The following is a 21307-nucleotide window of genomic DNA, read 5'->3' as shown; positions in this document are numbered from 1 at the left end:
ATGCCTGACAGCCCTGCCCCTGCCTTCCCGACCGTCCTGCCCCCCTGGCAGTCCTCCGGCGACGTCCGCATCGCCGGGGTGCGCTGCATCGTCACCGCACCGGAGGGGATGCCGGTCGTGGTGGTACGGGTGGACACCACTGAACCCGGTCTGTACGGGCTCGGCTGCGCCACCTTCACCCAGCGGTACGCCGCCGTCGTGGAGTACGTCGAGCAACACCTGGCTCGTCTGCTGATGGGTCGCGATCCGGGCGATATCGAAGACATCGGCCGCTCGGCACACCTGAGTGCGTACTGGCGAAACGGACCCGTGGCGAACAACGCCCTCTCCGGGATCGATATGGCCCTGTGGGACATCCTCGGCAAACAGGCCGGGATGCCGGTCTACCGGCTGCTCGGCGGCCGGGTCCGCACCGCCGTGCCCACCTACACGCACGCCTCCGGCGCCACGATCGAGGAAACACTGGCCAAAGCCCGCGAGTTCATGGGCGCCGGCTGGCAGCATGTGCGCCTCCAGGTGGGTCAGCGTGGCATCGGAACCTACGGCGCACCCGGCGTCGCAGGCGGCTACCCGGGAGCGGCCAACCCGGACGGCTGGTCGGTGACCGACTATCTCGCCCGCACCCCGGAGCTGTTCGCCCGCGCCCGGGCCGAACTGGGCGAGGACGTGAACCTGCTGCACGACGTCCACTCCCGGCTGACGCCGAAGCAGGCCGTCATCCTGGCCCGCTCGCTGGAGCCATACCGGTTGTTCTTCCTCGAGGACGTCCTCGCCCCGGAGTACTTCGACCATCTGCCCGAGGTGCGCGCCGCCTCACCGGTGCCGATCGCCGTCGGGGAGCTGTGCACGTCGCTCACTGAGGCGGCGCGTCTGGTGACCGGTGGCGGGGTGGATCTGATCCGCTGCCACATCAGCGCCATCGGCGGGTTCACGGCCGCCCGCAAGCTCGCCACACTCGCCGAGATGCACGGGGTGCAGACCGCCTGGCACTCCCCCGCCGACGTTTCCCCGATCGGTGCCGCGGCGAATGTGGCGATCGACGTGACGAGCCCGGCATTCGGAATTCAAGAGTGCCATGTCTACCCCGAGGCGGTGCACGAGATCTTCCCCGGAACCCCACGAGTGGAGGACGGCTACCTGCGACCGAACGAGGCGCCGGGATGGGGTATCGACATCGACGAGAAGGCTGCCGCCGCCTTCCCTCCTGTCCTCTCCCGCCACGATGAATGGGCGCTCGGGGTACGCGGGACCGACGGGGCACTGTTCGCGCCATGAGCACCGGGTACTCCATGCCAGCCGCTGATCCCGCCACAGCAGCGCGGATGGGCGAGGCCGATCTCCGCATCACGGCGGTCGAGACCTTCCGGGTCTCGGACCGGTTCCTGCTCGTCAAAGTCAGCTCCGACGCCGGGATCGCCGGCTGGGGCGAGCCGATCCTGGAGTCCCGGGCCGAGACTGTCGAAGCGGCCGTACGTGAGCTGGCTGACCTGCTGATCGGCGAACCGGTGCAGATCGGGCGGCTGTGGCAGCGGATGCACAAGTCGGGCTTCTACCGCGGCGGACCGATCCTGGGCTCGGCGGTCGCCGGCCTGGACCAGGCGCTGTGGGACGTGCTCGGCAAGGCCCTGGGGGTGCCGGTGCACGTGCTGCTCGGCGGTCCGGTGCGCGAGGTGTTGCCGTTGTACGCGCCCGCGAATGGGGCCGACGATGCCGCCCTGGCCGGCCGCGCGCAGGAGCTCATCGAGGCCGGCTACCGGATGGTGAAGACCGCACCGGAGGGCCCGCGCGACTTCCTCGAGACACCGGCGCGGCTACATGCCACGGTGCGCCGGTGGGAACAGCTCGCCGAGGTGATGGGACCGGATCGGACGTTCGCGATCGACTTTCATGGCCGGGTCAGTGCGGCGGACGCGCGGGTGCTGCTGGCCGAGCTGGAGCCGTTGCGGCCGGCGTTCGTGGAGGAGCCGCTGCCACCGGAGTTCCAAGGTGAGCTGAGTGCGCTCACGGCAGGCACCACGGTGCCGATCGCCACCGGGGAGCGACTCTACGACCGGTGGGAGGTGGCCGGTGTGATCAACTCCGGTGTGCGGGTGCTGCAGCCGGATCTCTCGCACTGCTTCGGCATCTCAGAGGCAATGAGGATCGCCGCCGTCGCCTCGTTGCGCAATGTCGCTCTGGCCCCACACTGCGCCACTGGTCCTGTGGCCTTCGCCTCGTGTGCCCAACTCGGCTTCGCCGTCCAGGAGGTCATGGTGCAGGAGTGCCACCTGGAGCTGCACAACCCTGGTGCCGGGACCTTGGCCCGGTTCGTGGACCCGGCCTCGTTCACGTTTCGCGACGGCGCCCTGGTGCGGCCGAGCGCACCCGGTCTCGGTATCACCGTGGACGAGGATGCGGTTCGAGCCGCGGCTGCCGACCCGCAACGGCACCGGTCGCCGGTGTGGCAGCGCACGGACGGCAGCTACGCGGAATGGTGAGGGTACTGTGATCGATCAGCAGAGGACAGACGGGGGCAGCACAGCCGAGGCGAGTTCGCCCACCCCCATGAGCACCACGGTCGGCGTTCCCCGTGCGATCCCTATCGAGAACCTGCGCGAGCACCTGCTCTCGGCGGTGCTCGCCTACGGAGACCACGCCTATGACCCAGCGCTCGGGCTCCTGCGCGAGTGGGCCGAGCCCAACCCGATCCATACGCGCATCGGGAATGCTCACGCCCACCGGTACGTCCCGAGCGGCTACTACGCCCTCGCTCTGCTGGAGGCCGGGCGCATCGGTGACGCCGAGGCTGTACTGACAGCGTTGGCCACCGGGCAGGACGCCGACACAACATCGCCCACCTACGGCCTGTGGGGGTACTTCGCCGAGGAACCGGTGGCGCGGATGGTGCCACCGGACTGGAACCAGGCCGACTTCAACGGGCGCACCCTGGCGATGGCGCTCCTCCGGCACGGCGACCGGCTCTCCGGCGACGTGGCTGCGGCGGCGCGCTCCGCCGTCGGGCATGCGGCCGTCTCGATCCGCCGGCGGGAGGTGCACCTGGACTACACGAATATCGCCGTGAAGGGCACCTACGTGACGGCCGCGGCTGGGCTACTGCTCGAGGACGCGGACATGACCGCGTACGCCGCGGACCGCCTGCGCCGGTTGGCCGCCCGGATCGACCGAACCGGCACCTTCGCCGAGTTCGCCAGCCCCACCTACTGGCTGGTGGCCGCAGAAGGTCTGCAGGCCATGGCCGAGCTAGGGCTTCCTGACGGCGGTCTGCTGGCCCGGGTGCAACACCGCCACTGGGAGCACCTCGCCGTGCGCTGGAATGCGGGGATCGGCCAGATCGCCGGTCCGATGTCCCGCGCGTACGCCGACGACGTCACGCATCTTCCGGCGCTGGCGGCCTATCTGGCGCTCGCTCTGGCAGAGGCGGCCGGAGGGCCGATGCCCGGGCATGAGCAGGTGACGCTGCCTGAGGTGAGCACGCCACTGGTGTGGCCGGTGCTGTTGCACCCGCGGGTTCCCGAGGATCTGCTGGGTCATTTCGCACCGGGAGCGCGGCACCAGCGTGAACCGGGGCGTCAGCAGCCCTCTCACCACCAGCACCGCGAGCTCGTGGTGCTCCGCGATCCAGACACCGCACGGGAGCAGGCCGGCAGTTCGGCGCTGGACGAGCAGGTGGCCACCTCATGGCTGACGCCCAACTTCACGCTGGGGTCGATCAACCAGTCGGATACGTGGCTGCAGCGGCGGGTGCTGCTCGGGCAGTGGGTTTGCGGTGGCGCAGCCGGATCGAGCAGGTCGAGCAGGTCGAGCAGGTCGAGCACAGTGCGGTTGCGGGTGCTGCGCGACGGCGAGGACGTCGCGGCAGGGTCGTTCTCGTCGGTGCAGGAGCGCGATCGGGTGCTGTGGGCGGTCGGCCTGGCGCTTCCCGGCGGAGACCGGCATATCCACCTGGACATGCTGCCGGCCGGGGAGCTGATCCCAGGCGACCGGTTGTCGGCGGTGTTCGAGGTCAACGCGGCCGACTCGCGGTGGTTCGCCGGTGAGGAGTCGTTACACGACGGGGATGCTGTGCCACCAGGTGAGGTGGTGCAGGTGGTCGCAGACTCCGTGGTGATCGAGATCGGCGTCGCCGCGATGAGTATGGGTGGTCGCGTGGTCCGCTCCGGTGATCGGCTCGAGGTCGTTCTGCGCGCGGGCGACGGCGGGCTGGATGTGACCGGGCCGCTCGCCGCTGTGGGGACGCTGCGGATGCGGGAGCGTGTGCGCGGCGATGCGGATGAGGTACGGGGTGCCATTGCGACGGAGCGCGCGGACCCGATCGAGGTCTCCTGGGCGCCCACCACAGTCACGTCGCGCTGGCCCGGCTCCGGCGACGAGCGCGAGCTGAGTCTGACAGCACGCAGTGTCGTGGGCACGCGGGCCGAGCACGCCGAGGCGTTCCGGTCGACGATCGCAGGTGTGCCGGCACCCGCGCCTCACCTCTCGGACGACCTGCTGGTCCGTGACGACGCCACCAGCGAACGGACCGGCAACACGACCAGCACACGGGCCACCCGCATCGGGGCCATCGACAGCCAGGAGGACGGATCGTGACGGCCGAGCAGTATGACGTGGTCGTGGTCGGTGGTGGACCGGCTGGTGTTCCGGCGGCCATCCAGGCGGCCCGGTTGGGGGCACGCACCTTGCTGGTGGAGAAGAACGGCGGTCTTGGTGGCACCACCACGACGGCCGGGATCAACCTGCCGGGCCTGTTCCACGCCTGGGGAGAGCAGGTGATCGCCGGGATCGGGTGGGATCTGGTCGCCCGCACGATCGAGCTCGCCGGGTGGGAGCTGCCGGACTTCACCGACTATCACCGGCCCCACTGGAAACTGCAGGTCCGGGTGCCGATCCCGCTGTACGCGGCGGTCCTGAGCGAGGCGGTCGCGGCCAGCGGTGCCGAGCTTCGCCTGCACACCATGGTCGCCAGCGCCGAGCGCACGAGCGGCGGCTATGCGGTGCAGCTGTGCGGCAAGGAGGGCCTCACCCGGGTGAGCGCTACCCACCTGGTGGACTGTACGGGGGACGCGGACGTCGTCGGGATCCTCGGGCTGCGGCGCCGCCGCAACGAGGCGTTGCAGCCGGCCACCCTGACCATGCGCCTGAGCGGCTACGACATGGAGGACCTGGATCGGGCGGCCCTGGAAGCTGCGTGCCAACGTGCGTTGGACGAGGGTGAGCTGCAGCCAGCCGATCTGGGAGCCAAGGGCGCGCACGTGATCATCCCGTTCCTGGCCAAACGTGGCGAGAACGCGATCCACCTGCCGGGAACTGACGGCGCCACCAGCTCCGGGCGCACCGACGCCGAGGTCGCCGGTCGATCGGCGATGCTACGCATCGTGCGGTTCCTGCGCCGCCAACCCGGGCTGGAGGGAGTGCAGGTGGAGTGGGCCGCGGCCGAGGTGGGCGTGCGCGAAACACACACGATCGTCGCCAGGCGGCAGATCACCGGCGGGGAGTATCTGGCCGGCACCACCTGGGAGGACTCGTTGTGCTACTCCTTCTACCCCATCGACATCCACCGCCCGGACGGTGACGGCATCGCGAAGACCTACCTGAGCGAACCCACCGTGGCCACCATTCCCAGAGACGCGATGATCCCAGTGCAGGACGCCGGGATCATCGTGGCCGGACGCTGCATCGACGGCGACCAGGACGCAAACTCCGCCTTCCGGGTCCAGGCCACCGCCATGGCCACCGGACAGGTCGCCGGCGCCACCGCCGCCGTCGCTGCGAGCGCCGGGACAGACCTCGCCCACGCCCCGCTGGACCAGATCCGACGGGAACTGCGAGCCCACGGAGCGATCGTGCCCCATAAGCCCGCGAATGCGGCCTGAGTGTCGCTGCGCAGCTGATCCCCGACACTCAGGCAGCCCTCGTCGGGTCACTTCACGGGTCGGCCCCGGAGAACTGATCGACGTTGTACACCCATCGGCCACCGCCGGGTCACTGCTCGGTCATGAGACCTTCCTAGCCTGAGCATCTGCGAGGCCATTCACGGCCACGTCGTGCATCCAGATTCATGCACGAATCAGTACCTGCTCGGAGGAGTCCGTCTTGTCCCTGCTCACAGCACCACCGAGGCGCTCAGCGCCGGGCCGACGAGGCCTCGCCACCCTGCTGGGCGCGATCGTCGCCGCGCCGTTGGTCACGGTCACCCTGAGCACCCCCGCCCACGCATCGAACGCCGACCTCATCGAGTCCATGAACCTCGATGACTCCGGTCACGCGGTGATCACCTATCAAGACCATCGCACTGTGGCCCCAGGCGTGGACCTCGTGAGCGTGACGCGCATCGAGGACGAGGGCCGCCTGGACATGGACATTCTCGTGGCCGACCTCGGATCCGGGCAGGTCCGCGCCGACTACATGTACCCCGGGGTGGTCTCGGACGCCGTACCCGTCTCGCAGATGATGGCGGAGAACGGAGCGGTCGCCGCGGTCAACGGCAGCTTCTTCGACATCAACAACTCCAACGCCCCGCAGGGGATCGGCATCTCCTCCACCGCCGGGATCGTCACCGTGCCCGACGGCGCAGGCGACCAGCCGGTGGTGTTCACCACCGATGGTCGCGGGAGCATCGCACCGGTCGAGTACACCGGCCGCGCCGTGTTCAACGGCGACCTCGAGATCGAGATCTCCGGAGTCAACACCCCGATCCTGCAGTCCGGGAACGTCGCGCTCTTCGACAGCCGTTGGGGCGACTACACGCGCACCCGCGCCGCAGGTGAGGGTGCGGTCGAGGTGGCGATCGACACCGACGCCAACACGGTCGTGCAGGTATCCGAGGGGGCCGGCACAGGAGCAGTGCCGGCCGGCGTCGTCTATCTCGCGGCCCGTGCAGGAGATGCCGCGGACGCTCTGCGCGAACTGAGCGCCGGCGACACCGTGGAGATCACCCAAGATGTCACCTCCACCGCCGGCGAGATCGCCAGCGCCATCGGCGCCAATCACCTGCTGCTGGAAGACGGAACTGTCCAGCCCCACAGCGACCAGAACCTGCACCCACGTACCGGCGTCGGCTTCACTGACGGCGGCAACACCATGCTGCTGGTAACGGTCGACGGACGGATGCAGACCAGCCGTGGGCTGAGCCTGACCCAGTTCGGCACCCTCTTCGACCAGCTCGGCGCCGACGACGCCGTCAACCTCGACGGTGGCGGTTCCTCCACCATGTCGGTGCGCGAGCCCACCACGGAGCCCAGCGAGCGGTCGATGAGCACGTTCAGCCTCGACCCGAATGTGCCCAACACTCCGTCGGACGGGTACGAGCGCCCGGTTCCCAACGGCATCGGCCTCTTCGTCGAGGAAGGTAGCGGCATCGTCGACCAGTACGTCGTCCGCACGCAGATGGACGCACCGGAGACGGCACGGGTGTTCCCCGGCCTGCACCGCACGCTCGTGGCCCACGGCGTGGACGAGATGGGCACCTATATCCCGGACACCGCCCCGGAGTGGACGGGGTCCGGCTCAGCCAGCGTGACACCGGGCTCGGCCAGCACAGCAACGGTCACCGGCAACGACGCCGGCGAGGCCCAGGTCACTGCTGCGACAGGCGATGCCAGCGGCACCCTCGACATCACCGTGCTCGGCCAGTTGCAGCGTCTGAGCACCTCCGAATCAGCGCTCCAGCTTCCCGACCGGGCTACCGCTCGCGAGCTGACCATCTACGGCCACGACGATGACGGCTTCCGCGCGCCCATCGAGGCTCAGGACATCACCGTGGAGGGCGACGAGGACAGGACCTTCATTCTCGAACCCGGTGAGCACAGCACCTACGTCGTCAGCTCCGACGCTGAGACCGCCTCGGCGCGGATGACGTTCACCGTGAATGAGACGAGCATCGACGTGGCGTTCACGGTGGGTTTCGAGGAGCGCATGGTGTTCGACTTCGAGGATGTCGACACCTGGCGCACCACCGGTGCTCGGTCCACCTCCTCGGCCGACCCTGCCCCGGGCGCAGGCCACGACGGCAACGGTGCCGTGGCGCTGACCTACGATTTCTCCCAGTCGACCGGCACCCGGACTGCGAACGCGCGGCCGGAGGCCGATCATCCCGGCTACGAGGTTCCGGGACAGCCGAGCGAGATCACGCTGTGGGTGCGTGGCGAGTCCAGCAGCGGCGCCAACGCGGAGACCTACGTCGGCTATTCCGACGCCGATGGCGCCTGGAAGTACATCTACGGCCCCGCCCCGGAAGGCACCGAATGGCAGCAGATCAGCTACCCGGTCCCCGAGGGGACGCCTTACCCCATCCGGATCCGGATGGTCAGTGCCTACGAAACCTCGGGCGCGCAGTCGTACACCGGCACGATGTGGTTCGACGATCTCACCGCCCAGGTTCCCCCGCAGGTCGAGCTGCCCAGCGAGGAGCTCCTCACCGATGACGTGATCGCCGAGACCGGCGCCACGGCCGATGCCCCGTTGCGGGTCGCGGTCATGTCGGACGCCCAATTCGTGGGGCGAAACCCGGACAGCAGCATCGTGCAGGCCGCCCGTGAGACTCTCCAGGAGATCGTGGCGGCAGAGCCTGATGTGCTCATCATCAACGGCGATCTCGTCGACGAAGCCGCGACCGAGGACTTCGACCTCGCCCGCGAGGTCCTGGACGACGAGCTCGCCGGGGCCGACTTCCCCTGGTACTACGTGCCCGGGAACCACGAGATCGCCGGTGCGCCGATCGACAACTTCGTCGCCGAGTTCGGGGACACGTTCGGCACGTTCGACATCGACGGCGTCCGCTTCATCACCCTCGACAACTCCCCCTCGCAGTTCTCCCACAACGTGGATCAGCTGCACATGCTGCAACGCCAGCTCGACGACGCAGCCGCCAACCCGGAGATCGACGCGGTCGTCGTGGCCCAGCACATGCCGATCGACGACCCACTGCCGGAGCGCGCCAGCCAGATGAGCAACCGGCTCGACGCCGAGGACCAGCGACGCTGGCTGCAGGAGTTCACCGAGAGCTCCGGCAAGCCCGTCGCGCTCGTCGGCGCCCACGTCGGAATCTTCCACGCGAAGACCGAGGACGGGATCCCGATGCTCATCAACGGCAACTCCGGCAAGAACCCCACCACGAGCTCGTTCGGCTCGTTCACGGGGTGGACGATGCTGGGCATCGACCGGGAGGCAGCACAGGAAGGCCCGGTGGCGCCCTGGATCGAGGCCGAAGTCATGACGCGCGTGCAGGAGATCGACCTCGGCATCCCGGGCGACGGCCAGGAAGAGGCCCAGGACGAAGCCGCGGTCCAGGCACTGGCTGCGCAGGAGACCACCCTGCTCGCCGGTGACGTCCTCACCCTGGAGCCGAGCATCACCCAGGACGACACCCGAGTGGTGCCCGTGGCGTGGCCCATGAGCCACTCCTGGACCGGGTCCGATGGTGTCTGGATCGGTGACCCGGCCCAGGCTCCGGCGCACGCCGTACTGGCACTCGACCCCGCCACCAACGAGTTGCACGCCCTGCGGGCGGGTGAAGCCACTCTGACCCTCGCGGTCAACAACGCCACGCAGTCCCTGACGGTCACGGTTGCCGGGATCACCGGCCAGGTGCCCACGATCGACGGCACCCCGCAGGCAGGCGAAACGGTCACCGCCGAGGCGGGCACCTGGGGTCCGGACGGCGTGACGTTGGCCTACCAGTGGTTCGCCGACACGGCGATACTCGACGGCGCGACCGACCCCGCCTTCACCCCTGGTGAGGAGCAGGTGGGCCGGACGTTGCGGGTGGAGGTCACGGGAGCTCATCCGGACTACCCGTCGCTCACGCTGACCAGCGCCCCGAGCGCACCCGTGGCACCCGCCGAAGTCGTACCCCCATCGTTGGAGCTCTCCATCGACGAGGTCCGCGTGGGCGAGTCGCTGGAGATCACCGGCCGCAACTTCTCCGCGCTGGCCGATCTCGAGATCCGGTTGGAGCCGGACAATCTCATCATCGGCGAGGCGACAGCGGGCGAGGATGGCTCCTTCACCACCACGGTTACGATTCCCGAATCGGCCACCGACGGGCTCGCGACCATCCGCGTCGCCGATCCGGGCACGATGCTCGAGGCCTCGTCCGCGCTGATGATCCTCCCGGCTGCCGGCGAGGAGAACCCGGGCGGAGAGGAAACCCCCGGTGGGGAGGACGAGACGCCTGGTGATCAGACGCCGGGCGGAGAGTCCCCGGCGGTGAGTCACCGGGCAGCGATCAGGAGACCCCCGGCGGGGACCAGCAGGGCGGGCTGCCCACCACGGGTGCCGCCGGCCTGATGGGCGTCACCGGCCTGGCTCTCGCGCTACTCCTCGGCGGAGTGCTCATCCGCCGCAGGATGACCGCCAGCTAGTGCGATCACATGGCGGGGAAGGTCCCACAGCCTTCCCCGCCATGTGTGTCGTGCCCGTCGTGCGCGCGCCGGCTTCACCGCGCCCGCAACGCCGCTTCGTACAGCTCCCGTTTGCTCACCCCGACCGAATGGGCAACTGCGGCCACCGCCTCCTTCAGTCGCTCTCCCGTCGCCACCCGTTCCAGGACGGCGTCCACGTAGTCCTCCGGTCGGCTCACCTCGGGTGCAGCACCGGTCACCACCACGGTGAGTTCTCCCCGCATCTCACCCCCGGCCCATTCGACCAGCTCCGCGAGCGGGCCCCGGCGTACCTCCTCGTAGGTCTTGGTCAGCTCCCGGCACGCCGCGGCCTGGCGAGCGCCCCCGAACACGCCGGCCATCGCCGTCAGGGTGGCCTCGATCCGGTGCGGGGACTCGAAGAAGACCATGGTGCGCTGCTCGGTCGCGAGGGCGGTGAGCACGCGCTCCCGGTCCCCCGCCTTGCGGGGAAGGAAGCCCTCGAAGCAGAACCGGTCACTGGGCAGACCGGAGAGTGCGATCGCGGTGAGAACGGCACTCGGGCCGGGGGCCGCCGTCACGGGGACGCCTGCCTCGGCGGCGGCGCGCACCACCCGGTAGCCGGGGTCGGAGACGGCGGGCATGCCGGCGTCGGTCACGACGAGCACGATCTGCCCGTCCTGAGCAGCCTGCACCAGTTCCTCACCCCGGCCGGCCTCGTTGTGCTCGTGGTAGCTGACCACCCGGCCGCCGATGGTCACCTCGAGGCGGGCCGCGAGCGCCCGCAGCCGCCGGGTGTCCTCCGCGGCGATCAGGTCGGCTGAGGCGAGCAGACCTCGCAGCCGCACCGAGGCATCGTCGGGATCACCGATCGGGGTTGCGGCGAGGACGATCGTTCCGGGGCGGATCTCGGTCGGCACGCCTGCCAGTGTGCCGCATCGTGAGGCCGGGAGACTCACGTGCGCGTCACGGCACCGACATCTCGTCGAGTTGTGCTGTCAGTGTGCGACAGCGGGCATGGGCTGCGTCGATGAGGGTGGCGACGAAGGCGCGACTCGCATCGTCGAGCTGGACTTCGCCTGCAGCCTGGCTGTATGCCTCGGCGAGCCCACTCACGAGGTGTCGCGCACGACGCACAGCCTCTTCCTCGTCGATCCCGATGGCGCGGGCTTCTCGGAGAATGTGCCGGGGCCGTATCTCAGCCACCTTGTAGCGCTTGCCGTAGGACATCGCGAGCCTGGCCCTGCGGTCGTTGAGGGAAGGGTAGGGCAGAGCGGTCGTGAGGTCGTAGAGCGGGGCAAGCCGGGGTCCACGCACCTGGTCGTGGAGCAAGGAGTAGTTCTTGGCATGGCCGTCCGTCCCGAGGGCGGCCCAGTTGAAGAGGGTGGCATCGAAGATCGCAGCGATGCTCGATCCCGCGTCTCGCCCCCGTGCCTGGCGGATGGCGTCGACGATCTGCATGAGACCGGGCCCTCCTTCGGATTGGTACTTCCGCGCCGGATGGACCCCAAGCGCCTGGGCGAGGTCTTCCTGGTGGAGGCGGACAACACCGTCGGCCCTCCGACGGCGGTCATAGCGTTCGACGACGACCACCCGTTCATCGTCGAACTGCTCCACGCGACTGTTCGCGACACTCAGACCGAGCAGCGATGCGGCACGCATCGTCAGGTGCTCATTCAGATCACCCTGGTCAAGTCCGTAGATGCCCGGCTTGACGATGTGGGTCGAAGCAGAACGCCCTGTCGGCACCGCCCAGCTACGTCCAGTCCAGGTGAGGGCAAACTTCGACTGAGCGCCCGCCAGCGAGAAGTAGCCGCCCACGTGGCCAGGCAGCAACCAGTTGCTGGGATCGGCTCGAAGGGAGCGGATGTGTTCGGCAAGCTGCTGCTCGCTGATCCTCTCCGCGCCCGCGGGTGCGGAGAGGATCGCATCATCGTGTTCGGAGAGTTGTACGGCACCCGCGGCCTCGAGCCCTACATGCGTCAGCAGAGCCATGGGGTTTCGGGGGCTGACCCCGAACCTGCTACCCCACCGCTGGAGCACCGCGTCGTTGTCAGGCAGGAGGTTCCAGAGGAAGTTGATCGGCGCGTCGCCGCGGTGCTCGCGCCGCGATTTCAGCATGGAGAGCGAGAGTTCTAACCGCCTGGCGGACCTTCGCCATCCATCGTCGAATGCGAACGCCACTCCCGCCGCGTGCCGCTCGAACCAGCCCACTCGGGTGCCGTCGAGGTAAGCGGTCAGATGCGCGCTCACGGCACTGGGACCTGGATGTCGATCTCGAGCTCCAAGACCTCGGCGAGACGCGTTGCGTGCTCGATCGTTGCCGTCTCGGCGTAGCCGTTCTCGAACCGGACCACCCACTGCCTGGTCATCCCGATGCGCTCGGCGAGCGCAGCCTGGGTAAGTCCGAGGTCGCGACGACGATCCCGCACGATGTTGCTCCAGTCATCTGGGGTGACCGCCAGCATGTGAGCCCTCCGTGTCCGCCAGATCTGACATTGGCTCCGATGTCCGTCAAGTCTGACATTGACTCCGATGTCCGTCAAGTCTGACATTGGCCGTCCCGCACGCGTCTGTGCTACACGACTTTCGTGCTACACGGTTGCGAGCCCATGCTGGACCTATGGCGAATGTGACCATCACCGTCGACGCGGACACACTCAAGCGCGCAAGAATCCGAGCGATCGAACGCGGCGAGTCCGTGAACGCTTTCCTGGCTTCGCAGTTGCGCAGGTACGCCGATGCCGACGACGCGATCGCCCGCCAGCGAGAAGGGACCGCGGACTTGATCGAGGCAGGTCCTCGTCGAGTTACATGCTGTGTTGACCCGGAAGCTGCGCGTCTCACGTCTCGACGCGGCACGGGCGATCGAATCGATCCACTACCCCGTCGTTTCCACAGACGAGGCACTGGTCGCCCGCGCCGCGCACACCGCCACGGAACACTCTCTGTCGATCTTCGATTCCCTGATCGTGGAGAGCGCCGCATCGGTGAGCGCCCGCGAACTCTGGACTGAAGGTCTCAGCACGGGTTCGACGATCCGTGGCGTCGCCATCGTCGACCCGTTCCGCATCCACCACACGTGATCCACGAGTGACACCACAACGGCCAGCGACCACCGAACCACCTAGACTCAGGTAGGTGAGTCCCGAGCGCGCGCCAGATGCTGCGCTGGACGCACCCCCGCAGGCCGTATCAGCCGCCACCCCGCCTGAGCCCCGCGTCAGCCGCCGCTGGTGGCACCCGCGCGAGGTCGACCTCACCGGGCGGTCGGCCGCCGAAATCGAGCAGTCCCTCACCGACCGGCTCCTGAACCCCGCCACCGGTTCTCGCCTCTGGGGGTGGATCGGTGCCCTGCTGGTCACCGCCGTCGCCGGCGTGCTGCGCCTGGTGCACCTGGATCGCCCCGCCCGGTTGGTCTTCGACGAGACGTATTACGTCAAGCAGGCGTACTCGTTGCTCACGCTCGGCTACGAGGGCGACTGGAACGAGGAACCGGACGAGAATTTCGCCGCGGGTGACTTCTCCGACCTGCGCACCGAAGCCGACTACGTCGTCCATCCCAGCGTCGGCAAGTGGATGATCGCGTTCGGCATGCGCCTGCTCGGAGCGGAGACGCCCTGGGGATGGCGCATCAGCGCCGCCGTGATCGGCACTCTCTCGGTGTTGCTGCTGGCCCGGATCGGCCGCCGCCTGTTCTCCTCGGCGCTACTGGGCTGCACCGCGGCCCTGTTCCTGGCGGTTGACGGCGTCCACATCACCATGTCGCGCGTCGCGATCCTCGACGTGTTCCTGCAGTTCTGGATCCTGGCCGCCTTCGGCGCCGTCCTGCTGGACCGCGAGCAGTATCGACGAAGACTCGCCGCTCGTGCCGCTACTGAACTGGCCTCCCATGGCAGGTTCCGCGACCCGTGGGGGCCGCGTGTGGGCATGCGCTGGTGGCTGCTGGTCGCCGCCGTGTGCCTGGGCCTGGCGTGCGGGGTGAAGTGGTCGGGCATCTACGCCGTCGCCGTCTTCGGGATCGTCGTGGTGGCCTGGTCGATCACGGCCCGCCGCGCCGTGGGTGCACCGCTGTGGTTCGGCGGCGGCGCGCTCCGCGACGGCATCCCCTCGTTCCTCGCCCTCGTGCCCACGGCCGCCGCCGTCTATGTGCTGACGTGGCTGCCGTGGTGGTTGAATCCGAATTCCTACAACCGGCAGTGGGCCACCGACGTGAACGCCGCTGCGCAGGCACCGCAGCGCACTTGGATGCCGGACTGGCTCAACTCCTGGTGGGAGTACCACCTGAAGATGTGGGACTTCCACAACGGCCTGGTCTCCGAGCACACCTACATGTCGCACCCGGCCGGGTGGCTGATCCAGTGGCGACCGACCTCCTTCGCCTGGCGTGACGTCGAGGACGCCACGTCGATGGACCTGTGCGGCGCCGAGCGCTGCGTCGGGGCGATCACCTCGGTCGGCAACCCGATCGTGTGGTGGGGGGCCGCACTGGCGCTGCTGCTGGTGCTGTGGGCGGCGTTGCGCCGGGGGGACTGGCGCGCCTGGGCGATACTCACCGGCTACGCAGCCACCTACCTGCCGTGGTTCGCCTACGCCCACCGGACGATCTTCACCTTCTACACCGTGGCGCTGGTCCCGTTCGTGGCCCTGGCACTGACATTCGCGATCGGTGCGCTGCTCGGCTCACGCGAGCTGCCGTTGCGTGAGCGCCGCCCGGGGATCTGGACGGCCGCCGCGATCGTGATCCTCGCCGTCGTGGTGGGGGCGTTCTACTGGCCGGTCTGGTCCAACCAGTGGGTTCCGTACTGGTTCTGGCGGTTGCACATCCTCCTGCCGAGCTGGGTCTGATGCGCCGCCTGCACGCGGCGCTCGGCAGCAGTGGCGTGCTGCTGGTGGCGATCCTGCTCGCCGCACTCAACCTCCGGACCCCGCTGACGGCGTTGCCTCCGGTGGTCACGCAGGTCTCGGACGAGCTTCACCTCACCGCCGCAGCTGCCGGGTTGCTCACCGGAATCCCGGTGCTCTGCTTCGCGCTCACCACACCGGCTGCCGCTGCGCTGCTGGGCAGGATCTCCCTGCGGTCCGGGGTGCTGCTGGCGCTGCTGCTCATCCTGGCCGGAACGGGCGTACGGTCGGCCGACCTGGGTGGTGCTGCCACCGCATTCGCCGGCACGGTGCTCATCGGCCTGGGTATCACCACGGCAAACGTGGCCGTGCCGGCGATCACGCAGCGGTCGTTCCGGAGCCGGGTCAGCACGGTCACCGGGATCTACACGGCCACCATCAACGCCGGCACCATGGTCTCGACCGCCCTGACGGCGTCCCTCGCCCTCAGCCTCGGCTGGCGGTGGGCGCTGCTCAGTTGGGGGCTGCTGGCGATCGTCGCGATCGCGTGGTGGTGGCGGGTTGTACCGCCGGAGGGTCCGGCGCCGGACGCGTTGCCGCGATCTGTCGGCCCGCCAGCCAACCAGGCGACAGATCGGGGCAACACGCGCACCCCCGCGGAGGGAACACCGACCGCCGAAGCGACCACGCCCGGGCGGGATGAGACACCGGGGGCAAGCGACGCCGTCGGGAACCGGAGCGTGCTGGCCGAGAAGTACACATGGGCACTGTGCGCGATGTTCGGGATGCAGGCCTCCAGCTACTACGGGCTGACGGCGTGGTTGCCGTTGATCCTCTCGGACCTGGCGGGGGTGTCGATCGCCTCGTCGGGGGCGGCCGCATCGCTGTTCCAGGGGTTCGCCGTACTGGGCAGCCTCGGGGCGTCGGTGGGCATCCGGTACGCGGGCCTGCGGGCGAGCTTCGTCGGGATCGCCGTGGCATGGCTGTGCCTGCCAGCCGCCCTGCTGCTGATTCCGGGGGCCTGGATGGTGGGCGTGAGCCTGGCCGGTGCGGCCCAGGGAGCGAACTTCGTGCTGGTGTTCACGCTGATCGCTCGACGCTTCACCCAGGTGAGCCGGGCGCGGAAGGCCTCGGCCACGGTGCAGTCGGTGGGCTACTCGATGGCTGCCGTGGCACCCACCCTGGTGGGCGGGTTGCACACACTCACCGGCGGCTGGCAGGTTCCGGTGGTGATCGTGGGGTGCGCGCTGACGATCATGACGGTCATGGGGCTCCTGCTCACCGGGTCACGGACGCCACGAGCCTGACGGCCGACAACCAACCCACCGACAACCAACCCACCGGGGGTGAAGTTGACGTCGGTTATGCGCGGATAATCGACGTCAACTTCACCCCCGGCGAGGAATCGGTCGATCACCGGCGGGAGGAATGACGACGGCGCCGCCGCAGCCGAAACTGCAACGGCGCCGTGCGTAGCTGCCGACCTGGCCGACAGCTGGGTCCGTGACCTACTCCAGCCCGAAGTTGGACGTGTCCGGGTCACCGCCGTAGCGAGTACCGGCGTCGATGCCCGCGATCGCGGTCATCTCGTCGTCCGTGAGAGTCAGCGCGGCGGAGGCGAAGTTCTCCGCGATGCGCGAGGGGGTCACCGACTTGGGGATCACCACGTTGCCCAGCTGCAGGTGCCAGGCCAGCACCACCTGTGCCGGGGTGGCCTGGTGCGCCTGCGCGATCGAGGCCAGCACGGCATCCTCCAGCAGTCCGTGCCCGGACCCGAGCGGGGACCATGCCTCGGTGGCGATCTGGTGGGATGCGTTGACCTCCCGCAGCGCGCCCTGCTGCAGATAGGGGTGCAGCTCCACCTGGTTGAGCACCGGCACCTCTCCGGTGGCTTCGATGATCTTCTCCAGGTGTGGGGCGTGGAAGTTCGACACACCGATCGAGCGCACGCGGCCGGAGTTCTTGAGCTCGACGAACGCCTTCCAGGTGTCGGTGTACTTGTCGGCCTTCGGGCACGGCCAGTGGATCAGGTAGAGGTCGAGCACGTCCAGGCCGAGCTTGTCCATCGAGACGTCGAAGGCCCGCAGGGTCGAGTCATAGCCCTGCTCGCCGTTCCACAGCTTGGTGGTGATGTACAGCTCGTCCCGGTTCACACCGGAGGCGGCGATCGCCCGGCCCACGCCGGACTCGTTGCCATAGATGGCGGCGGTGTCGATCAACCGGTAGCCGACCCGGATTGCCTCCTCAGTGGCCACCTGAGCCTCATCGTCGGGTACCTGCCAGACGCCGAAGCCCAGCTGGGGAATCGTCGTACCGTCGCGCAGGGACAGGTCAGGAATCTCGATATCAGTCACGTGGCAACGCTAACAAGGCTGCCCGGTCCGTGCACGATCCCTCGCCGACGTCTCACCATGGCTGCCCACACCTCGTCAGCCGAAAACCTCGGGACTCGGGTGGAAGGCAAGACCCCGCTCACGCCACAGCTGCGTCTGTGCCCGCACCCGGGAAGCAAAGTCGTCGAAGTCCCTGTTCTCCTGTGCGCTCCACGCCACCTCCGCCGCCGCAGCCAGGCGCGGCAGCAGCATGGTGTAGAGGTCGTCCTCGGTGACGATCGTCTCGGTCCAGATGGCCGCTTCCACTCCCACCACAGCATCGGCGGGCAGGTCGGGTGCGTACTCGAGCGGGTCCCACTCGTAGGTGTCGCGGGTCTCCACGTAGCCGGCCCAGTGCAGCCCGAGCGGGTAGTCCTCGTGGTACTGCATGTCGAGGTAGACGCGGCTGCCCGGGCTGAGCACCACCGTCGCGCCTTTCTCGGCGGCGGCCACGATCGGCGCCGGATCCTTGGTGGAGTCCCACAACTGGATCAGCGCATCGCCGGGCAGCCCGGCCACGGCGGCCTCACCCCACAGCATCGGCGACTTGCCGGTCTCGGCCACCACGCGGGTGAGCAGCTCGATGAAGCCGGCATACTCCTCACGGTCCATCTTCAGCACCTCATCCCCTCCCACGTGCAGGAACCGGCCGGGCGTGAGCGCGGCGACATGACCGAATACCTCGGCCAGGAACGGTGCGACTGCCGGGTTGCCGAGGCGCAGCATCGAGTTGCCGACCTCGATGCTCGTATCGACCGGGGTCGGATGCCCGGTCTCGGTGAGCTCTCCGATCGCGTGCATGGCGGCGTTGGTGTGACCGGGCATGTCGATCTCGGGCACCACATCGATGCCCCGCTGCCCGGCGTAGCGCACCAGGTGGGAGTAGTCGTCGCTGGTGAGGAACCCGCCCGGGGCGCCACCGACCGCCGTGGCTCCGGAGATGTCCGTCAGCTCCGGCCGGCCCGGGATCTCGATCCGCCATCCCTGGTCATCGGTGAGGTGCAGGTGCAAGACGTTCAGCTGGTACAGCGCCATCAGGTCGATCACCCGTTCCAGCACGGGAACGTCGAAGAAGTGACGGGCGATGTCGACCATGAGCCCGCGGTATCCGAACCGCGGACCGTCGGCGATCTCCACGGCGGGAACCACCCCGGCCGGAGCGCCCGGCAGGTCGAGGTCGCGCAGCTGCACCAGGGTGACGAGCCCGCGCAGCACCCCCCGCTCAGCGCCGGTCACCTCGATCCGATTCTCCCTCACGCGCAGCGTGTACTCCTCGCCCTCCCCTGGCTCCACGGAGATCACGACGGCGCAGCTCGCCCCGCCGAGATCCGTCTCCTCGGTGAGTGCCAGCCCGAGCATGCCGGACGCATGTCCGGCCACACCCGGGGGTGCTACGAGAACAGCGCCGTCCAGGGCAACGGATGCTCCGCCGTCGTGGAGCTGGACGTGGCGGGGCAGGGGAACGAGCGGAAGCGGCACGGTGGGAACTCCGGGGGCGAGAAGGGGATGACGGTACTCCCACGCTACTTCGTAGCCGGGCGTGAGAGTGACTCCACCGATGCACCGACACCTCGTTCGACCTCCGCGCGAGCAGAGGGCACCTCAGCCGGCGGCTCGTCCCACCTTCCAGTAGCCGGCGAAGGTGACGTTCTGTTTCGCTACACCGCGCTCGCGCACGAGGTGGCGCCTGGCCCCGGTGGCGACTGCGGACTCTCCGACGGCGAACGCATAGACCTCGCCGGCGGGAAGATCCATGCCGGCGAGTACCGGTAGCAGCACGGTCCCAGGATCGGTGTCCGGGTCGCGTTCGAGCCAGTGCACCTGCATCCCGGGCGGGGCATCGAGCTCCTGCCGATCAGCAGCGTCGTAGAGCTCGATCATGGCGTGCCCAACGGCGTCGCGGGGCATGTCCCGCAGGATGCCGGCCACGGCGGGCAGGCCGCTCTCGTCGGCCACGAGCAAGGTCCAGTCGGCTGGTACCGGCTTCCAGCCGCAACCCTGATCGATGAAGGCGGCCTGAGTTCCGGGTTCGGCGGACGCAGCCCACGGCCCGGCGATGCCCTCGGTGCCGTGCACGAGGAAGTCGACGTCCAGCTCCAGGGATCCCGGCCGGAACGCACGCACGGTGTAGCTGCGGATCACCGGGCGAGTGCCTTTCGGCAGTGCGAGGTACTTGAGGTAGCCGCCGATGCCGAACCTGCTGGGCAGATTGTCGAAGCGATCGTCGTCGTGGATACCGATCGCCAAGCGGAACCACTGGTCGAAACCCTGGTACTCGAAGTCGGCCAGCGCCGCTCCGGTGAAGGTCACCCGGGTCATGTGCGGGGTGATCCGCTCCCGGCGCAGCACCTCCACCTGGATCAGGCCGGAATCTGCATGGGTCACGGTGATGTTGCTCAAGGCGGTCACCTTCAGGAGTCGGAGAATCCCGACGACGCGGGAAGTTAGGTAAGGCTCACCATATCTCTTGTGCGGCGTGCGGGGCTACCCCGCCGGCACGCACGACCTCGTACGCTGGGCTCATGGCTGACGAGCAGGGCACCTACGTGGAGCCGGGCAAGGAGTACACCCGGGACACCCGCTACATCGAGACCCGGATCACCGCCGACGGCCGGGACGGCTATCCGGTCGAGCCGGGGCGGTACCGGCTGGTCGCCGCGCGCGCCTGTCCGTGGGCGAACCGGGCGATCATCGTGCGCCGCCTGCTCGGGCTGGAGGATGCGATCTCGATGGGGCTATGCGGCCCCACGCACGACGCACGCTCCTGGACCTTCGACCTCGACCCGGGCGGCGTGGACCCGGTGCTGGGGATCGAGCGGCTGCAACAGGCCTACTTCGCCCGCACCCCGGACTACCCGCGCGGGATCACAGTGCCGGCGATCGTGGACATCCCCAGCGGGGCCGTCGTCACCAACAACTACCCGCAGATGACGCTCGACTTCTCCACCCAGTGGACTGCTCACCACCGCGACGGCGCCCCGGACCTGTACCCCGAGCACCTGCGCGATGAGATCCATGACGTCGCTGAGGTCGTCTACCAAGACGTCAACAACGGCGTCTACCGGTGCGGCTTCGCCGGCTCGCAGGAGTCCTACGAGAGGGCCTACGACCAGCTGTTCTCCCGGCTGGACTGGCTCTCCGAGCGCCTGGCGACCCAGCGCTACCTGGTCGGGGACACCATCACCGAGGCCGACGTGCGGCTGTTCACCACGCTGGCGCGGTTCGACGCCGTCTACCACGGCCACTTCAAGTGCAACCGGTCCAAACTCAGCGAGATGCCGGTGCTGTGGGCCTACGCCCGCGACCTGTTCACCACCCCCGGTTTCGGGGACACAGTCGACTTCGCCCAGATCAAGGAGCACTACTACGTGGTGCACACCGACGTGAACCCGAACGGCATCGTCCCGAAGGGTCCGGACCTGGCGAACTGGCTGGAGCCGCACCACCGCGAGCAGCTCGGCGGCCGTCCGTTCGGTGACGGCACGCCGCCGGGACCGGTGCGCGAGGGGGAGCGGGTGCCCGAGCACGCCACCCCGTTGCGCTGACCCTCGCGCCGCTGCGTCAGGAATCGACGGGAATACTGCCATCCAGTTCAAATAGAGCACGATGTGGCAGTATTTCCGTCGATTCTTGACCGCACCCGACCGGGCCGACTTTGTCGACCCATCACAGCGGCGGGCCCGCTAGGGTGCTGCGTGCGGCCTGCGGGCCGCTCCCTGGGGGCCGACGACGGAG

Annotated in this window: 15 protein-coding genes; 9 read left to right on the top strand and 6 right to left on the bottom strand. The window is 68.8% G+C overall.

Going from position 1 to position 21307, the window contains the following annotated elements; all coding sequences use genetic code 11:
• The 5 genes from IM660_RS04750 (at position 1) to IM660_RS04730 (ending at position 10284) form a co-directional block, all read left to right on the top strand.
• A complete protein-coding gene (locus IM660_RS04750; RefSeq protein ID WP_193498258.1) occupies positions 1-1275 on the top strand; it encodes an enolase C-terminal domain-like protein in 1275 nt (424 codons plus the stop codon).
• Positions 1272-2477, top strand: a complete 1206-nt coding sequence (dgoD, locus tag IM660_RS04745; RefSeq protein WP_210769077.1) for a galactonate dehydratase — start codon at positions 1272-1274, stop codon at positions 2475-2477. Before IM660_RS04750 ends, dgoD begins: the two co-directional genes overlap by 4 nt.
• 67 nt (positions 2478-2544) lie before the next feature.
• A complete protein-coding gene (locus IM660_RS04740) occupies positions 2545-4587 on the top strand; it encodes a hypothetical protein (RefSeq protein WP_193498257.1) in 2043 nt (680 codons plus the stop codon).
• On the top strand, positions 4584-5870 hold the full coding sequence (locus tag IM660_RS04735) for an FAD-dependent oxidoreductase (protein ID WP_210769076.1): 1287 nt from the start codon (positions 4584-4586) through the stop codon (positions 5868-5870). Before IM660_RS04740 ends, IM660_RS04735 begins: the two co-directional genes overlap by 4 nt.
• Positions 5871-6090: 220 nt before the next feature.
• Positions 6091-10284 carry a phosphodiester glycosidase family protein gene (locus IM660_RS04730; RefSeq protein WP_193498256.1) on the top strand — a complete coding sequence of 1398 codons (4194 nt, stop codon included), beginning with the start codon at positions 6091-6093 and terminating at the stop codon, positions 10282-10284.
• Between the two features lie 148 nt (positions 10285-10432).
• On the opposite strand, the gene rsmI is transcribed toward IM660_RS04730, so the two are convergent.
• From rsmI to IM660_RS04710, 3 genes are read right to left on the bottom strand one after another with little or no spacing between them, the layout of a single operon-like run.
• Positions 10433-11275, bottom strand: coding sequence for a 16S rRNA (cytidine(1402)-2'-O)-methyltransferase (gene rsmI, locus IM660_RS04720; protein WP_193498255.1), 843 nt, complete (start codon positions 11273-11275; stop codon positions 10433-10435).
• Between the two features lie 46 nt (positions 11276-11321).
• Positions 11322-12608 (bottom strand): type II toxin-antitoxin system HipA family toxin, encoded by a 1287-nt coding sequence (locus IM660_RS04715; RefSeq protein ID WP_193498254.1) that lies wholly within the window; start codon positions 12606-12608, stop codon positions 11322-11324.
• Entirely contained in the window at positions 12605-12823 is a 219-nt protein-coding gene (locus IM660_RS04710) for a helix-turn-helix transcriptional regulator (protein ID WP_193498253.1), read from the bottom strand. Before IM660_RS04710 ends, IM660_RS04715 begins: the two co-directional genes overlap by 4 nt.
• Positions 12824-13177: 354 nt before the next feature.
• On the opposite strand from IM660_RS04710, the gene IM660_RS04705 reads away from it, so the two are divergent.
• Genes IM660_RS04705 through IM660_RS04695 form a run of 3 tightly spaced genes read left to right on the top strand, consistent with a single transcriptional unit; the run spans position 13178 to position 16507 of the window.
• Positions 13178-13441: a PIN domain-containing protein gene (locus tag IM660_RS04705; RefSeq protein WP_193498252.1), complete on the top strand. Its 264-nt coding sequence runs from the start codon at positions 13178-13180 to the stop codon at positions 13439-13441.
• A 55-nt stretch (positions 13442-13496) separates the two neighbouring features.
• Positions 13497-15203, top strand: a complete 1707-nt coding sequence (locus IM660_RS04700) for a dolichyl-phosphate-mannose--protein mannosyltransferase (RefSeq protein WP_193498251.1) — start codon at positions 13497-13499, stop codon at positions 15201-15203.
• Complete coding sequence (locus IM660_RS04695; RefSeq protein WP_193498250.1) at positions 15203-16507, top strand: MFS transporter; 1305 nt, start codon at positions 15203-15205, stop codon at positions 16505-16507. Before IM660_RS04700 ends, IM660_RS04695 begins: the two co-directional genes overlap by 1 nt.
• A gap of 201 nt (positions 16508-16708) precedes the next feature.
• Here IM660_RS04695 and IM660_RS04690 read toward each other — a convergent pair whose 3' ends face one another.
• The 3 genes from IM660_RS04690 to IM660_RS04680 form a co-directional block, all read right to left on the bottom strand.
• Positions 16709-17554 carry an aldo/keto reductase gene (locus IM660_RS04690; RefSeq protein ID WP_193498249.1) on the bottom strand — a complete coding sequence of 282 codons (846 nt, stop codon included), beginning with the start codon at positions 17552-17554 and terminating at the stop codon, positions 16709-16711.
• 75 nt (positions 17555-17629) lie between these two features.
• Positions 17630-19051 (bottom strand): family 20 glycosylhydrolase, encoded by a 1422-nt coding sequence (locus IM660_RS04685; protein WP_193498248.1) that lies wholly within the window; start codon positions 19049-19051, stop codon positions 17630-17632.
• Between the two features lie 123 nt (positions 19052-19174).
• On the bottom strand, positions 19175-19981 hold the full coding sequence (locus IM660_RS04680; protein WP_246465141.1) for a siderophore-interacting protein: 807 nt from the start codon (positions 19979-19981) through the stop codon (positions 19175-19177).
• Positions 19982-20094: 113 nt separating this feature from the next.
• Here IM660_RS04680 and IM660_RS04675 point away from each other — a divergent pair, with 113 nt between their 5' ends.
• Positions 20095-21117 (top strand): glutathione S-transferase family protein, encoded by a 1023-nt coding sequence (locus IM660_RS04675; RefSeq protein ID WP_193498246.1) that lies wholly within the window; start codon positions 20095-20097, stop codon positions 21115-21117.
• Positions 21118-21307: the final 190 nt, after the last annotated feature.

This window comes from Ruania alkalisoli, assembly GCF_014960965.1.
Lineage (GTDB): Bacteria > Actinomycetota > Actinomycetes > Actinomycetales > Beutenbergiaceae > Ruania > Ruania alkalisoli.
This window is presented reverse-complemented; position numbering and strand designations above follow the sequence as displayed.

Excerpts from the sequence above, each read along its gene's own strand:
- dgoD (WP_210769077.1), top strand. The coding sequence starts at position 1,272 with ATGAGCACCGGGTACTCCATGCCAGCCGCTGATCCCGCCACAGCAGCG.
- IM660_RS04695 (WP_193498250.1), top strand. The coding sequence starts at position 15,203 with ATGCGCCGCCTGCACGCGGCGCTCGGCAGCAGTGGCGTGCTGCTGGTG.
- IM660_RS04740 (WP_193498257.1), top strand. The coding sequence starts at position 2,545 with ATGAGCACCACGGTCGGCGTTCCCCGTGCGATCCCTATCGAGAACCTG.
- IM660_RS04710 (WP_193498253.1), bottom strand. The coding sequence starts at position 12,823 with ATGCTGGCGGTCACCCCAGATGACTGGAGCAACATCGTGCGGGATCGT.
- IM660_RS04675 (WP_193498246.1), top strand. The coding sequence starts at position 20,095 with ATGGCTGACGAGCAGGGCACCTACGTGGAGCCGGGCAAGGAGTACACC.
- IM660_RS04750 (WP_193498258.1), top strand. The coding sequence starts at position 1 with ATGCCTGACAGCCCTGCCCCTGCCTTCCCGACCGTCCTGCCCCCCTGG.